The sequence below is a fragment of the Streptosporangium sp. G11 genome (assembly GCF_051192615.1).
Taxonomy (GTDB): Bacteria; Actinomycetota; Actinomycetes; order Streptosporangiales; family Streptosporangiaceae; genus Streptosporangium.
On the sequence record NZ_JBPJUQ010000028.1, the window covers coordinates 22,679 to 36,639 of the forward strand.

The following is a 13,961-nucleotide window of genomic DNA, read 5'->3' on the forward strand; positions in this document are numbered from 1 at the left end:
GCCGGGCCTCGCGTGGTCCGGTGCGGGCCGTGCCGGTGGCGTGGGGCGGTCGGTGCGGGCGGGGTGACGGTTTTGCTCGGCTGAGCGGGGCCTCGCGTGGTCCGGTGCGGGCCGTGCCGGTGCCGTCGTGAGTCCTCCCGGACCCGCCGCCCCGCCGGTGAACGGCCGGGTGGCGGGTCCGGGAGGGCTCTCCCGCTCATGCCCCGCTCTCGCCGTCGGGGTCTCCGGCGAGGGCCCGCGCGGCCGCCGCGTCGCGCTCGCTCATGCCCTCGTAGCCGCTGCGCCGGTGCTGCTCGGCCTGGTCGTCGATCCACCGGCCGTGCGCCTCCCACGCGGCCTGCTTGCTCGTGCCCAGGGCCGCGCCGATCTGCGACCACGACGCGCCCGCGGCCCGCGCGGACCGTACGGCGAGCTGGCGCCCGTAGCCCGCCTTGCGCGCGACCACCTCCCCGAGCGAGAGGAGCTCCAGCACCTCGTCGCGGCTGAGGGGCGGCGTCTCGGGATCGGCGGGGTCGTTGGGGTCGTCGGGGTGCTCTCCGCCGGTGGCATCGCCCGCCGCCGGAGCCAGGGCGTCGCGCACGCGAAGCTCGTCGTAGCGGGCGGCGGCGGTCAGGAGCGTGAAGTCACCCTCAAGGCTGTCTGGTGTGAACATGTCCCAAGCATCGCGTCAAGCTACCCTGACGTCAAGAAGGCTTGACGTTACGCTGCCGCCAGGCGTGGGGGCGGCATCACGGAAAGTGGCCGCGACCTGCCCGGCGGCGCGCCGGAGGAGGTCCGGAGGCGGTGGAATGTCGAGATCGCGGAGAAGGCTGGGAATCGCCCGACACTCTCGCCGGGACCGTATCGGCCCCGCGCGAGGGCATGATCGCGTGCTCGGATTGCGCCCGTGAAAAGAAGAGGTAAATCAAAGCCCTCGGAAAGGATAATGATCTTCACGATTGGGCAGAACGTCCGCACACGGCTTGCGTTCCGGGGAGGTGAGGCATGGCCTGGTCGCAAGACGAGGAGCGCATGCTGCTGCAGATCGAGCGCCACCTCATCGACGAGGATCCACGGCTCGCCGCCCGGCTGGAGTCGTTCAACGAGCGTGTCCAGCGCAAAGAGGGCGCCGGCCGCAGGCGTGGCACCAAGAAGGGGCGAGACCGGTCCTCCAGGCGTCTCCGCCGCTCGACGGTCATCATCATGTTCAGCTGGTTGCTGATCGCGACACTGATCGCCACGCTTCTCGTCATGGTCCTGCGTCATGAGGCGGCCGCGGCGCTCCCGCTGTGATCGTGGCCGTCACGTCACCCCGTTGACCGCCGCCGCGATCACCGGAGTGAGGGTGACGGCGGCTGACGGCGCGGTGCTGATCGTACGGAGTCCCGGTCACCCCGGGTGCCCGGGGCGATCAGTGGTCGGGGTTGAGCGCGGTGCCGATGAACATCGCGGTCAGCAGCGTGAACAGGAACGCCTGCAGGAACTGGACGAACATCTCCAGGGCCGTGATGACGATCGCCATCAGCACGCCGGCCACGCCGACCGGCACGCCCAGCGGGGTGGGATCCTCGAACAGGAACCAGAAGCCGGCCATGCTGAAGAACGCCAGGATGAGATGGCCGGCGAACATGTTGGCGGCCAGCCGCAACATGTGCGCGAACAGCGAGCTCACGAAGGTGTAGAGCAGCTCCAGCGGGATGACCAGCACGTACGCCAGGACGGGCAGCCCGCGCGGGAACAGCCCGCGAATGTAGCCGGCGGCGCCGTGCCGCTTGACGCCGAGATAGATCTTCAGGACGTAGACGCTCACCGCGATCACCGCGGGGAAGGCCAGGAACGAGGAGACGGGGATCTGGACGAGCGGGACCACGCCCATCAGGTTCCAGATCCAGACCAGGAAGAAGACGCTGAGCAGCAGCCCCATCCACCGGTCGGCGTCCTTGCCGAGGAACGGGCGGGCCACCTGGTCGCGGACGAACACGTAGCCCAGCTCGACCACGTTCTGCAGGCCGCGCGGCACCACCTTGGGGTTGGCGAAGGCCGCCCAGCAGACGCCGCAGACCAGGGTCACGGCCAGGACGGCCATCAGGGTCGGTTTGGTCAGCCAGTACGGCGCGCCCGTCCACAGCGGGGGGAAGTCGAACAGTTCCAGACCGGGTGCCCGGAACCCGGGCGGCGCGGGTGGCGCAGGTGACGCGAGCGATGTCGGCGATTCGAGGGACGTCGGCGATTCGAGGGATGAGGTGATCAGGATCGTCACAAGGCGGTCCCAACGGCAGGGGGATACTTTGTGAAGGCTTTCACATGAGTCCGCGAGCGCGGAAATACCTCGGAGGTAAAAACCGAGGCCGAGGTGAGGGGGCATGCCCCGGCCCGTCCGGGGAGGTCGCTGTCAGCCGAGGGCCCGCAGGAAGTCGGCGGCCACCGGGGCGGCGACCGAGCCGCCGCCCGAGCCCTCCTCGACGATCACCGCGAAGGCCACCTCGCCGCGGAAGCCGATGAACCAGGCGTGGGTCTTCAGGTTTCCCTGCTCGCCGTACTCGGCGGTCCCGGTCTTGCCCCGGGTGCCCCGGGGAAGGCCCGCGTCCTTGGCGGTGCCCTTGGTGACGACCGCGGACATCATCTGGTGCATGTTCGAGACGACGTCCTCGGGGAGGGCCTGCGGCTGCGCCTCCTGCTTGATCGAGGGGGCCAGGGTCGGCGGGCGCCAGGTGCCGTCGGCCAGCGCGGCGGCGACCGAGGCCATCATCAGCGGGCTGGCGGTGATCCGGCCCTGGCCGAACGACTCCGCGGCCAGTTCCGCGTCGCTCTCGGCCTTGGGGAAGCTGCCCTTGGCGGCCACGACGCCGATGTTGAGCGGCTTGTTGAAACCGAACAGCTCCGCGGTGCTCAGCAGCTTGTCGGCGCTCAGCCGTTCCTTGGCCAGCGGGGCGAAGGTGGTGTTGCAGGAGTAGGCGAAGGAGTCGGACAGCGACACCGCGCCGTAGGCGTCGTGGTTGGAGTTGCGGATCGGCAGGCCGCCGACCGTGACGTTCTTGGGGCAGGTGACCCGGTCGCCGGGGCTCATCCCCTCGGCCAGCAGCCCCACGGCGGTGACCGCCTTGAAGGTCGAGCCGGGGGGATAGTTGCCGTCGAGAGCCCGGTTGAAGCCGCCCTGGTTGTTCACCACCGCGAGGATCTCGCCGGACGAGGGCCTGATCGCGACCAGGGAGGTGGTCTTCTTCACGCCGCGGACGGCCTCGACCGCGGCCCGCTGGACCCGCATGTCCAGGCTGGTCTCCAGGGCCTCGCCGGCCTTGCCCTCGATCGTGCCGAGCGTCTTGACCGTCTTCTTGTCGGCGCCGACGAGCTCGACCTCGGTGTCCGGGGTGCCGGCCAGGCGCTCCTGGAAGGTGTGCTGCAATCCGCTCGCGCCGACCGCGTCACCGACCTTGTAGGGGACGCCCAGCTTCGCGGCGCTCTTCGCCGTGGCCTTCTCCAGGTAGCCGACGAGCTGCTGCACCGATCCGCCCACGTCGGCGCCGTCGATGCGGTCGCCGTTCGCCGAGGTGACCGCGGCGCGTTCCGGCCACTTCGTCTTCAGCGCGAAGGCGGTGGTCGCGGTCAGGTCGGGGTGGACGGCCTTGGGGGACCACTTGACCCGCCAGTGCCGGTCGACGACCGCCAGGTCGACGCTGCCGGAGTAACTCCACTCGCCGACGTCCTTGAGCTTCAGCGTGGCGGTGTAGGAGGCCTGTCCCGTGCCGTCCCCGGTCTCGCGCACCCCGTCGAGCCGCACCGCCGTGCTCTCCACGGCCAGCGCCTTGCGCATGTTGTTGTACGCCGTGGCGAACGCCGGGTCGGGCGGCGCTCCCAGCTCGGCGCGCATGCCCGCCAGGTCGCCGCTCTGCCAGGCGCCGACGAACCGCTCCGCGGTCTCCTGGGGTGTCCCCCTGGTGTGCAGGTACCACCAGGCGCCGCCCCCGGCGGCCCCCGCCACCAGCACGACGGCTGCCGATGTGATCGCAATCGTCTTGCCCCGTGCCACCTGATCCCCCAGTTTTCTCGCCCCAGGGCCGCAGCCTAGCGTGCACTAACGCGACATATACCTACAAATGGTCATTTGCCCTGAGTGCGGCTGGGTGCGTAGCTCGTCACGTATTCCTGGCCGGAAAGCTCCTGGATCGCGAACATGATCTCGTCGGTCACCCTGCGCCGGTCACGCGCGCTCGTCTCCGAGCCGGTGAAGGTCATCGGCTTGCCGATGCGTACGTTCACCCGGCCCAGCCTGGGTCTCGCGGCCCCGATCGGCAGCACCTCGCCGGTGCCCTCCATCGCCACCGGGACCACCGGCGCGCCGGTGGCCAGGGCCAGCCAGGCGACGCCGACCTTGCCCCGGTAGAGGCGTCCGTCGGGGGAGCGGGTGCCCTCCGGGTAGATGCCGAACAGCTCGCCGTTCTTGAGCACCTCCGCCGCCGCGTCGAGCATGTCCTGGGCCGAGGTGGGGCTCTGCCGGTCGATGCTGATCTGGCCGGTGGCGCGCATCCACATCGCGGTGACGGGGTTGCCGGTGAAGTACTCGGACTTGGCGACGAAGCGCACCTGGCGCTTGAGCACCAGCGGCAGGAAGGTCGAGTCGAGGATCGACAGGTGGTTGGAGGCCATGATGGCCGGACCCGTGACGGGGACATGCTCGTGCCCGGTGACCGTGGTCGGCCAGAGCAGGTGCAGGACCGGGCCGCCGACGATCTTGGTCAGGCGATAGAGCACGGGCTCTCCTCATGAGACGGGTTACACAACACTAGGTGGTGGCCCGACGGCCGACGGCTGTACGCACCCGCACAAGCGGAGCCCCCAGGTTTGTAGCCCTCCTCCAACACCGTCACGCTTTTCCGGGGCGAATCCGGCGAAAACCCCCGGTGGGCACGGGGGAAAAGAAACGCCCCGCGGTCCGGTGAGGGCCCGCGGGGCGTGACGTTTGGTGCCGATGTGGCGGTCGCCTCCTCGGCGAGAGGCACAACACGGCTCCAGCCGAACGGTATTCCGTGAAGGCGGTAATTTGCGGCCCGGGGGACACAAACCACATCGGCACGATCACTCTAACCGACGTCCGCCGCTGGTTATTCCGCTTTGAGATCATCGGCGTGTCCGGCGGGGCCCCGCGACCCGGTGATCCGCAGGTCAACGGCCCTGCGGGGCTTCTTCGGAGAACCGCCGGGCCGACGTCACGGCCGGTACGGACGGGTCCGGGGTCGTGCCCGGCGACCCTCGCGACCCCCGGCACCACCGTCGTCGCCCCGGTTCCGGTGCCGATTAAAACGTGTTATTCGATCTTGGTGAGACCTCGCTCCGGGGGTGGCGCCCGGCTCGGCCCCGCCCCACCTGCGAGGCGGCGTAACGCATTGGAAACGAGGGTTTCATTCCCCATTGACAAGGGAGACGGCCGGGATTAGCGTCCCGCTCATTCTACTAAAACGTTTTTAGAGCCATGGAAGGGGTGTGGCGCGGTGACCGTACCGGACGAGGGAGAGGCGCCGCTCGGGCCGCCCTCAGGCGAGCCTCCGCCGGTCCTGGCGCTGGCCGGGGTGAGTAAGGCGTTCGGCGCCGTGCGGGCGTTGCGCGACGTCTCCCTCGACCTGTACGCGGGAGAGGCGCACGCGCTCGCCGGGGAGAACGGCGCGGGGAAGTCCACCCTGGTGAAGATCCTGGCCGGAGTGCACCGCCCGGACACCGGGCAGGTCCTGCTGGACGGCGAGCCGGTGGAGTTCGGCAACCCCGCCGACGCCCAGCGGGCGGGCGTGGCGGTGATCTACCAGGAGCCCACGATGTTCCCCGACCTGTCGGTCGCCGAGAACATCTTCATCGGCCGCCAGCCCAAGGGCGCGCTCGGCCGGATCGACCGCGGGGCCATGCACGCCCGCGCCGCGGAACTGTTCACCGGGCTCGGCGTGACCCTCGACCCCGAGCAGCCGGCCCGCGGCCTGTCCATCGCCGACCAGCAACTCGTGGAGATCGCCAAGGCGCTGTCGCGGGACGCGCGGGTGCTGATCATGGACGAGCCCACCGCGGCGCTGTCGGGCAACGAGGTGGCCCGGCTGTTCAACGTGGTCAAGACACTGCGCGCGCAGGGGTGCGCGGTCCTGTTCATCTCGCACCGCCTGGACGAGATCTTCGAGCTCTGCCAGCGGGTCACCACGCTGCGCGACGGCGCCTGGATCGCCGGCGAGCCGGTCGCGGGTCTGACGCACGAGCACCTCGTCCGCCGGATGGTCGGCCGCGACCTCGACACCCTCTACCCCAAGCAGGAGACCGAGGTCGGCGAGGTGGCGCTCAGGGTCGGCCGGCTCACCCGCGAGGGCGTGTTCACCGACATCTCCTTCGAGGTGCGCCGGGGCGAGATCGTGGCCCTCGCCGGACTGGTCGGGGCGGGACGCAGCGAGGTCGCCCGCGCGATCTTCGGCGTGGACCGCTGGGACGCCGGGACCGTCGAGGTGAACGGGAAGCGGCTGCCCGCCGCGTCCCCGACCGCCGCGATGTCCGCGGGCCTGGCCCTGGTCCCCGAGGACCGGCGCCAGCAGGGCCTGGTCATGGACCACTCCATCGAGCGCAACATCGGGATCACCGGCCTGAGGGCGCTGCGCCGCGGTCCGGTGATCTCCCGCGCCGCCGAGCGAGACCGCGCCCGCGACTGGGCGATCCGGCTCCAGCTCAAGTTCAACCGGCTGTCGGACACGGTCAACGTGCTCTCCGGCGGCAACCAGCAGAAGGTCGTGCTGGGCAAGTGGCTCTCCACCGACCCCGACGTGCTCATCATCGACGAGCCCACCCGGGGCATCGACGTGGGGACCAAGGCCGAGGTGCACCGGCTCCTGTCCCAGCTGGCCGCCGACGGCCTCGCCGTACTGATGATCTCCTCCGACCTGCCCGAGGTGCTGGGCATGGCCGACCGGGTCCTGGTCATGCAGGAGGGGCGGCTCGTCGCCGAGATCCCGCGCGAGCGGGCCACAGAGGAGAGTGTCATGTCAGCGGCGACCGGGAGGGCCTCGTGATCGGGCGGAACGAGGGCGCCCGAGGGCGTCCGGGCGAGGGGGCCGGGGGCGCCGCCGGACGCGGCGCTCCGGGCGCGCGACCGGTGGGTGAGGTCGCCGGGGGCCACGTTCCGGGCACGCGCCTCACGAGGGACGGCGCCGGCGGCCACGTCCCGGGCACGCGACCGGCGGGGGAGGGCGCATGAGCGCCGTCACCGCGGGGCGGAGCGCCCGTGGTCTGGTGGACCTGGTCTTCCGGGCCCGCGAGCTGAGCATCGTGGCGGCGCTGGCCGTCCTGGTCGCGGTGACCGCGAGCACCAACGGCAACTTCCTGTCCGGGCAGGGCCTGACCGACATCTTCCTCAACGCCTCCATCCTGGTGCTGCTCGCCGTCGGCCAGTCCGTCGTCGTCATCACCCGCAACATCGACCTGTCCGCCGGCTCGGTCGTCGGCCTGGTGGCCTTCACCGTCGGTGACCTCCTCTCCGCCGACCACGGCAGGGGCATCGTCTTCGCGGTCGTACTGGGCGTCGCCATCGGCGCGCTCTGCGGCCTGGTCAACGGCCTGCTGGTCAGCTTCGGCCGGGTGCCGGCCCTGGTGGTGACCCTCGGCACGCTGTACGTGATCCAGGGCGTCGACCACTACATCGCCCACGGGCGGCAGATCAACGCCGTCGACCTGCCCCCGGCGCTGCTGTCCCTGGGCAACGGCGCGGTGCTCGGGGTGCCGTACCTGCCGATCATCGCCGTCGTGGTGATGCTGGCCGTCGGCTACTACCTGCGCTCCTACGCCTCGGGCCGCGACTTCTACGCCATCGGCTCCAGCCCGGAGGCCGCGAGCCTGGCGGGCGTGCCGGTGCGGCGTCGCGTGATGGGGGCCTACCTCTTCAGCGGCGCGCTCGCGGGCCTGGCCGGGGTGCTCTGGCTGTCGCGGTTCGGCACCGTGGTCGCCGACGCCGCCAACGGCTGGGAACTCCAGGTGGTCAGCGCCGTCGTGGTCGGCGGAGTGGCGATCACCGGCGGCGTCGGCACCGTGTACGGCGCGGCGCTCGGCGCGCTGCTGCTCACCACCATCACCAGCGCGCTGGTCGTGCTCAAGGTCAACCCGTTCTGGCAGCAGGCCATCACCGGAGCGCTGCTGCTCCTGGCGATCAGCGTCGACCGGCTGCTCGCGCTGCGGGTGGCGCGGGTACTGCGGAGGAGGAACTCCCGACATGGCTCCTGACGTGACGACCGCGAAGCCCGAGGTGCGGGCCGCGCCGCCCGCCGGCCGGCCGGAGCGCGGCTCGCTCGGCCGCCTTCTCCGCTGGGACGTGTTCGTCGGCCTGCTGCTGGTCCTCGTCTTCATGGGCGGCTCGGCCGGATCGCCCGGTTTCGCCAGCGTCGGCAACCTGTCGTTCGCGCTCGGCGACCTGGGCGAGATCGCGCTGATCGCGCTCGCCATGACCATGCTGGTGGTGGCCGCGGAGGTGGACCTGTCGGTGGCCTCGGTGCTCGGCCTGTCCAGCGCGCTGGTCGGCTCGCTCTGGGACGCGGGCTGGGCGATCGAGACGATCATCCCGCTGGTGGTCGTGGTGGGAGCGGTGTGCGGGCTGGTCAACGGCCTCCTGGTGACCCGGCTCGGGCTGCCCTCGCTCGCCGTCACCATCGGCACGCTGGCGCTCTACCGGGGCCTCGCCTACGTGGTGCTGGGCGACAGGGCGATCGCGGAGTTCCCGGCGCAGTACACGGAGCTGGCGGTGGGCGACGTGCCGGGCACGCCGATCCCGTACCCGGTGGCGCTGTTCGTCCTGCTGGCCGTGGTCACCGCCGTGGTGCTGCACGCCACCGGCTTCGGCCGCTCGCTGTTCGCGATCGGCGCGCAGGAGGAGGCGGCGCGGTTCGCCGGCATCCGGGTCAAGCGGATCAAGCTGATCCTGTTCGCCCTCTCGGGCACCGTCGCCGCATTCGCCGGGGTGATCTTCACCCTGCGGTACGGCAGCGCCCGCGCCGACAACGGCATCGGGCTGGAGCTGGCCGTCATCGCCGCGGTGCTCCTCGGCGGCGTCGACTTCGACGGGGGCAGGGGCACCCTCGGGGGCGTGATCGCCGGGGTGCTGCTCATCGGCCTGCTGCGCAACCTGCTCATGCTCAACGACGTGGCGACGGAGATCCAGTCGATCGTCACCGGCCTGCTTCTGATCATCTCGGTGATCACTCCGCGTCTCGTCACCGCGGTGGCGTCGCGCAGGCACGCCCGCACCGTCCGGGACGCGTCACCTCAGCGGGCCGACACCTCGTGAGCGGAAGCCTGCCGTGAGGGCCCTCAGAACAGGAGGGTCAGCGGGAGGCAGCACCCGAGGAGGGCGACCGCGGCGCCCGCGCAGGCCGCGATCCGCGTGGTCAGCGGATCGTTGACCAGCGGACCCATGACCGACCGGTCGCGGCAGAAGTGGACGAGCAGGAACAGCGCGACGGGCACGCCGAGCGAGATGACCACCTGGCTCACGATCAGCAGGCTGGTCAGCGGCACGCCGAGCACCAGGGCGAGGACGGCCGGCGTCATCGTCACGACGCGCCGCAGCTGGATCGGTACCCGGAGGTTCAGGAAACCCCGCATCACCACGTCTCCCGCCAGGGTGCCCACCCCGCAGGACGAGACTCCCGACGACAGGAGCATGACGGCGAAGGCGAGGGCGGCGGCGCCGCCGACCCGGTTCAGCAACTCCGCGTGGGCGGCGAACAGGTCGCCGCTCCAGGCTCCGCCCGTCGCCGCTCCGAGCCCGGCGCCGAGGGCGATCATCGACACGTTCACGACCGTGGCGGTGCCGAGGCCGAGCAGGCAGTCGATCCGCAGTGCCCGCCGGACGAGCGCGGGCCGCCGCCACGCCGCGCCGACCGGCCATCCCCTTCCCTGCACCAGCGCGGAGTGCAGGTAGATGGCGTGCGGCATGACGGTGGCGCCGACGATCCCCATGGCGAGGATCAGCGAGCCGCCGCCGTCCAGGCGGGGTATCAGCCCGCCGGCCAGCCCGGTGACGGACTGCCGGCCCACCTCGGCGACGTCGTAGAGGACGCCCGCCCCCACGAGCAGGAGGCTCGTGGCGCTGACGAGCTCGAACCGCCGCGTCCGGCCGTGCCGCCGCAGCTGCAGCATGAGCAGCGCCACCACGGCGGTGACCACCGCCGACGTCGCGGGCGGCATCCCGAAGAGCAGCTGCATCCCGATGGCCGCGCCGACGAACTCGGCCAGATCCGTGGCCAGTACGACCACCTCGGCCTGGAGCCACAGCAGGAGACTGCCGCGGCGGGAGAAACGCTCGCGGCACAGCCGGGGCAGGCTCTTGCCGGTCGCCATGCCGAGCTTCGCGGCCTGGAACTGCACGAGGAGAGCCACGAGGCTGGCCAGCACGACCACCCACACGAGCAGGTAGCCCGACGTCGCCCCGGCCGTCAGGTTGGTGGCCACGTTGCCGGGGTCCACGTAGGCGATCGCCGCGACGAACGCCGGTCCCAGGATCGGAGCCGCCCGCGAACCGCCCGGCCGAGAGGGGGGCCGGGGCGCCGAGGTGGGCGGGGGCAGGGTCAGCGTGCCGTCGTCGTTCATTCGTGCCTCCCGGCGTGTCGTGCCCGCCGTCACCTGCGTTCGGCGGGCGTTCACCGGCGAGCGGGCATCGAGCTCCGCGAGCTCCGCGTCGGCGGCGCGAAACCGCGCGACGTTCCGCGCTCACGGGTATTAATCACCGGAAAGCGTGAATTAGTGGCATATCACAGCCTCAGTGCCGCGAATCAAGGATTACTCAGTCAAGGAATGGAGACAAGCAGGTGAGGCCTGGCCGGAGCAAACAAATAGCATGCCTTGGGAATTCGCCTCCTGTCTTTTTAAAGGCGGCAAATCACATAAATCGCGATACGAGCCGTATGGCGCTGCCAGGGGATCGGCGCCCTGGGGTTCGTGACATGGCACGGCCCCGGTGCAAAGCCGGGCACCGGGCTCCTCGCCCGCGCGGGGCCGTCGCCGCGGTCCTGGGCGGACCTGGACCACGGAGTGCGTGATCGTGCCGGCGTGTGTGCCGGCGACGGCATCCTCGATCCGCCCGTATCGGATGGTCGCGTCCGTGAACGGGAAAGCAACCAGCCCGCCGGACGGGACCGGAAAGGCCCCACGGACCGGAAAGTCCCCACAGGGCAGGAAAGGCCCCACGGGGCAGGAAGGCTCCTCGACGGGGGCTCAGGCGGGGGCGCTCAGCGACGGCACCGCCTCGGGCAGGGGCTCCGCGGCCGTCTCCGATCCCACGAGGATGGCCGACCGTGGGGTGCGCTCGCGCACGTCCTCGCCGCGGATCGCCATCACGGCGGGCGGGCTGCCCAGGTCGCCGTACCGGGCGGCGACGGCGGCGGTGATCGCCCGGCCCGCGTCGGCGACCGTCTCCTTCGCCGAACCCGGCGGGTGGGCGGCCGACAGGTGGCCCAGCAGCGCCGCGAACCGCAGCTCCTCGGCCGCCGCGCGGGGGAGCCCGTCGTCGTCGGACGGCGGCAGCGGCCGGTCCAGCCAGAACACCCCGCCACGCAGCAGCGCGGGGTATGTCACCTCGCCCCGCTGGAGTGTGAGCACCGAATCGACCAGCAACCGCCCGAACTCCTTCAGGTCGGTATCGGGCGGCAGATCGGTCGTGACCAGCAGCGAAACCCTCAGCGCGTCCACCATGAGCGGCTATCCCTCCTTGAGGTGGCTCATAGTAGGGGTCGCCACCGACAGTTACGGCGCGCCCGGTGAAACGTGTCGGGATCAGATCCCGATCACGGTGCCGGGAAGGCGCCGGGGCCGGTGGCCGTACCGGCCCAGGAAAGGTGCCGGGGCCGGTGGCCGTACCGGCCCAGGACCGGGCTCCGGACGGCGGGCCCCCGCTTCGGAGGCGGCCCCGCCGGAGGTCAGAGCGGCTTGGAGGCGGGGAGGGTGATCCTGTCGACGGCCTCGCGGCGGCGCCGTTCCGGGCGGCGGTCGTAGCGAGCCGTGGTGGCGGGGGAGGAGTGGCCGACGAGGGCCTGCGCGGTGGCCAGGTCCACCCCGGCGTCGAGCAACTCGCCGATGAAGGTGCGCCGGAAGTCGTGCGGGGTGCGCGCCGCGGCGCCCGCCTCGGTCAGGCGCCTGGCCAGGATGTCGGCGACGGCCTGTCCCGTCATGGGGGCGGGCCCGCCGTTCCTGGTCCGTAGCCGCCCGAGCCTGCTGATGGGACAGAACAGGGCGCCGGCGGGGCGGCCCCGCACGGCCAGCCAGCGTTCCATCCTGGAGATGGCCTCGGTGGTCAGGTAGACCATCCGCTCCTTGTCGCGCTTGCCGCGTACCCGCAGCGAGCGCGACCCGGGGTCGTAGTCACCGAGCGAGAGCCCGGCGATCTCGGCGCGGCGGCAGCCGGTGGAGTAGAGCGCCGCCAGCAGGGCGGCGTCGCGGACCCCCGCCGGCGAGTCGTCGCGGTCGCACGCGGCGAGCGCGGCGCCCACCACCTCGGGCGGCACGTGCTGGCCCGTGGGCAGGCGGGTGTGCTCGACCGTCGGCAGGTCGGCGGCGCGCTGGTACTCCTCGGCGGTCATCAGGCCGAGCCGCCACGCCTCGCGCAGCACCCTGCGCAGCGCGACCAGGTGCTTGTTGACGTACGAGGGAGACCAGCCGCGTTCGGTCATCAGGGCGCGGATGCGCACGGTGTGCTCGTAGCGCAGCAGGTGCCAGGGCTGGCCCGCGCCGGAGGAGACCGTGTCGCCCGAGACGAGCGCGGCGAGCCTGTCGAGGCAGCCGCGCATGGTACGGCGGGACTCCGCGCTGGCCAGGGAGTCGAGGTACACCCGGTAGGGATCTCGCGCGGGCTCGATGGCGGGGCCGGGCGGGGCGGGGACGGCTGGCACGCTCACCGTGCAGACCCTACCGCCGCCTGTGAATCTACGTTGTAAAGGCGCCGGGGCGGGACGACGGTCCCGGGACCGTGTCTAGGTCCATAACGCCATGTCGGAGGCGATGAGTGTGTGGTTGGCTGTTCGCAATGGACATCTCATCGCGGGCTTCCGCCTACCTCAAGGCATACGACGAGCAGCTCCGGGCCAGGCCGATGCCGGGCCGCACGGCCGAGCGGATCGGGCCGCTGCTGAGGACCGTGTCGAACGGTCACGGCCAAGGTTTCCTGACATATCGGGACCTGGGTGGTCTAGAGGGGGCCGAGCTGGATGCCTTCATCGAGCGCCAGCGAGACTTCTTCACCCGGGTCGGGCGCGAGGTCGAGTGGAAGTACCACGGCTACGACCTGCCCGCCGACCTGCCCGAGCGGCTCGCGGCGGCCGGGTTCGAGCCGCGCGAGCGCGAGACGGTGTTCGTCGGCGAGTCCGGTGAGCTGGCCGGTGCCAAGGCGGCGCCCGACGGGGTGCGACTGCGCGAGGCGGCCGGGCGGGACGATCTGGAGCGCATCCGCGAGCTGGAGGAGACGGTCTGGGACGCGGACCACGGCTGGCTGCCCGGCATGCTGGAGCGCGACCTCGCCGGACCCGGGGACCCGTGCGCGGTGGTGATCGCCGAGGCGGACGGGCAGGTGGTGTGCGCGGCGTGGGCACGTTTCCACGAGGGCACCGACTTCGCCTCGCTGTGGGGCGGCTCGACCCTGAAGGAGTGGCGGGGCAGGGGTATTTACCGGGCGATGGTGTCGTACCGGGCGGAGCTGGCGGTGGCGCGGGGTTTCCACCTGGTGCAGGTGGACGCCTCCGACGCCAGCCGCCCGATCCTCGCCAGGCTGGGCCTGGAGGCGATCACGACGACGACGCCGTACGTGTGGGTGCCGCCGACCCTCTGATCGCGCGAAGGCGCCGCCGGAGGGACGGGGAGGCGGCAGGACGGCACGGGAAGGCCGGTCCGGGCCATGAGCGTGCGGATGACGGCGTGGGTGGCGGTGCGGGTGACGGCGCGCGCGTGATGGCGCGTATGATCTCCGCCTCGCGATGTCGCGGGACCGCGGC

12 protein-coding genes are annotated in these 13,961 nt (G+C 71.6%); 5 read left to right on the plus strand and 7 right to left on the minus strand.

The features are described from left to right. Positions 1–196 precede the first annotated feature (196 nt). On the minus strand, positions 197–652 hold the full coding sequence (locus tag ACSDR0_RS24725; RefSeq protein ID WP_435291254.1) for a hypothetical protein: 456 nt from the start codon (positions 650–652) through the stop codon (positions 197–199). Between the two features lie 332 nt (positions 653–984). Between ACSDR0_RS24725 and ACSDR0_RS24730 the strand changes: the two genes are divergently transcribed. Then, entirely contained in the window at positions 985–1,272 is a 288-nt protein-coding gene (locus tag ACSDR0_RS24730; protein ID WP_435291255.1) for a DUF3040 domain-containing protein, read from the plus strand. Positions 1,273–1,390: 118 nt separating this feature from the next. On the opposite strand, the gene ACSDR0_RS24735 is transcribed toward ACSDR0_RS24730, so the two are convergent. The 3 genes from ACSDR0_RS24735 to ACSDR0_RS24745 all read right to left on the minus strand — a co-directional run bounded on the left by ACSDR0_RS24735 (position 1,391) and on the right by ACSDR0_RS24745 (position 4,728). Continuing rightward, the gene (locus ACSDR0_RS24735) at positions 1,391–2,239 is read right to left on the minus strand and encodes a F0F1 ATP synthase subunit A (RefSeq protein WP_435291256.1); all 849 of its coding nucleotides are present in this window, start codon (positions 2,237–2,239) and stop codon (positions 1,391–1,393) included. A 132-nt stretch (positions 2,240–2,371) separates the two neighbouring features. Then, positions 2,372–4,006: a penicillin-binding transpeptidase domain-containing protein gene (locus ACSDR0_RS24740; RefSeq protein WP_435291257.1), complete on the minus strand. Its 1,635-nt coding sequence runs from the start codon at positions 4,004–4,006 to the stop codon at positions 2,372–2,374. A gap of 71 nt (positions 4,007–4,077) precedes the next feature. Beyond that, positions 4,078–4,728: a lysophospholipid acyltransferase family protein gene (locus ACSDR0_RS24745; RefSeq protein ID WP_435291258.1), complete on the minus strand. Its 651-nt coding sequence runs from the start codon at positions 4,726–4,728 to the stop codon at positions 4,078–4,080. Positions 4,729–5,543: 815 nt separating this feature from the next. Between ACSDR0_RS24745 and ACSDR0_RS24750 the strand changes: the two genes are divergently transcribed. The 3 genes from ACSDR0_RS24750 (at position 5,544) to ACSDR0_RS24760 (ending at position 9,268) form a co-directional block, all read left to right on the plus strand. Continuing rightward, positions 5,544–7,007 carry a sugar ABC transporter ATP-binding protein gene (locus ACSDR0_RS24750; protein WP_435291331.1) on the plus strand — a complete coding sequence of 488 codons (1,464 nt, stop codon included), beginning with the start codon at positions 5,544–5,546 and terminating at the stop codon, positions 7,005–7,007. 181 nt (positions 7,008–7,188) lie between these two features. Beyond that, positions 7,189–8,211, plus strand: coding sequence for an ABC transporter permease (locus tag ACSDR0_RS24755; protein ID WP_435291259.1), 1,023 nt, complete (start codon positions 7,189–7,191; stop codon positions 8,209–8,211). Next, complete coding sequence (locus ACSDR0_RS24760; protein ID WP_435291260.1) at positions 8,201–9,268, plus strand: ABC transporter permease; 1,068 nt, start codon at positions 8,201–8,203, stop codon at positions 9,266–9,268. The genes ACSDR0_RS24755 and ACSDR0_RS24760 overlap by 11 nt, the downstream gene beginning before the upstream one ends. Positions 9,269–9,291: 23 nt before the next feature. Here the strand turns inward: ACSDR0_RS24760 and ACSDR0_RS24765 are convergent, their stop codons facing one another. The 3 genes from ACSDR0_RS24765 to ACSDR0_RS24775 form a co-directional block, all read right to left on the minus strand. Next, the gene (locus ACSDR0_RS24765) at positions 9,292–10,572 is read right to left on the minus strand and encodes an Nramp family divalent metal transporter (RefSeq protein ID WP_435291261.1); all 1,281 of its coding nucleotides are present in this window, start codon (positions 10,570–10,572) and stop codon (positions 9,292–9,294) included. Between the two features lie 624 nt (positions 10,573–11,196). Then, on the minus strand, positions 11,197–11,673 hold the full coding sequence (locus tag ACSDR0_RS24770; protein WP_435291262.1) for a hypothetical protein: 477 nt from the start codon (positions 11,671–11,673) through the stop codon (positions 11,197–11,199). Positions 11,674–11,897: 224 nt separating this feature from the next. Then, positions 11,898–12,872, minus strand: a complete 975-nt coding sequence (locus ACSDR0_RS24775) for a tyrosine-type recombinase/integrase (protein ID WP_435291263.1) — start codon at positions 12,870–12,872, stop codon at positions 11,898–11,900. Between the two features lie 128 nt (positions 12,873–13,000). Here ACSDR0_RS24775 and ACSDR0_RS24780 point away from each other — a divergent pair, with 128 nt between their 5' ends. After that, on the plus strand, positions 13,001–13,798 hold the full coding sequence (locus tag ACSDR0_RS24780; protein WP_435291264.1) for a GNAT family N-acetyltransferase: 798 nt from the start codon (positions 13,001–13,003) through the stop codon (positions 13,796–13,798). Positions 13,799–13,961: the final 163 nt, after the last annotated feature.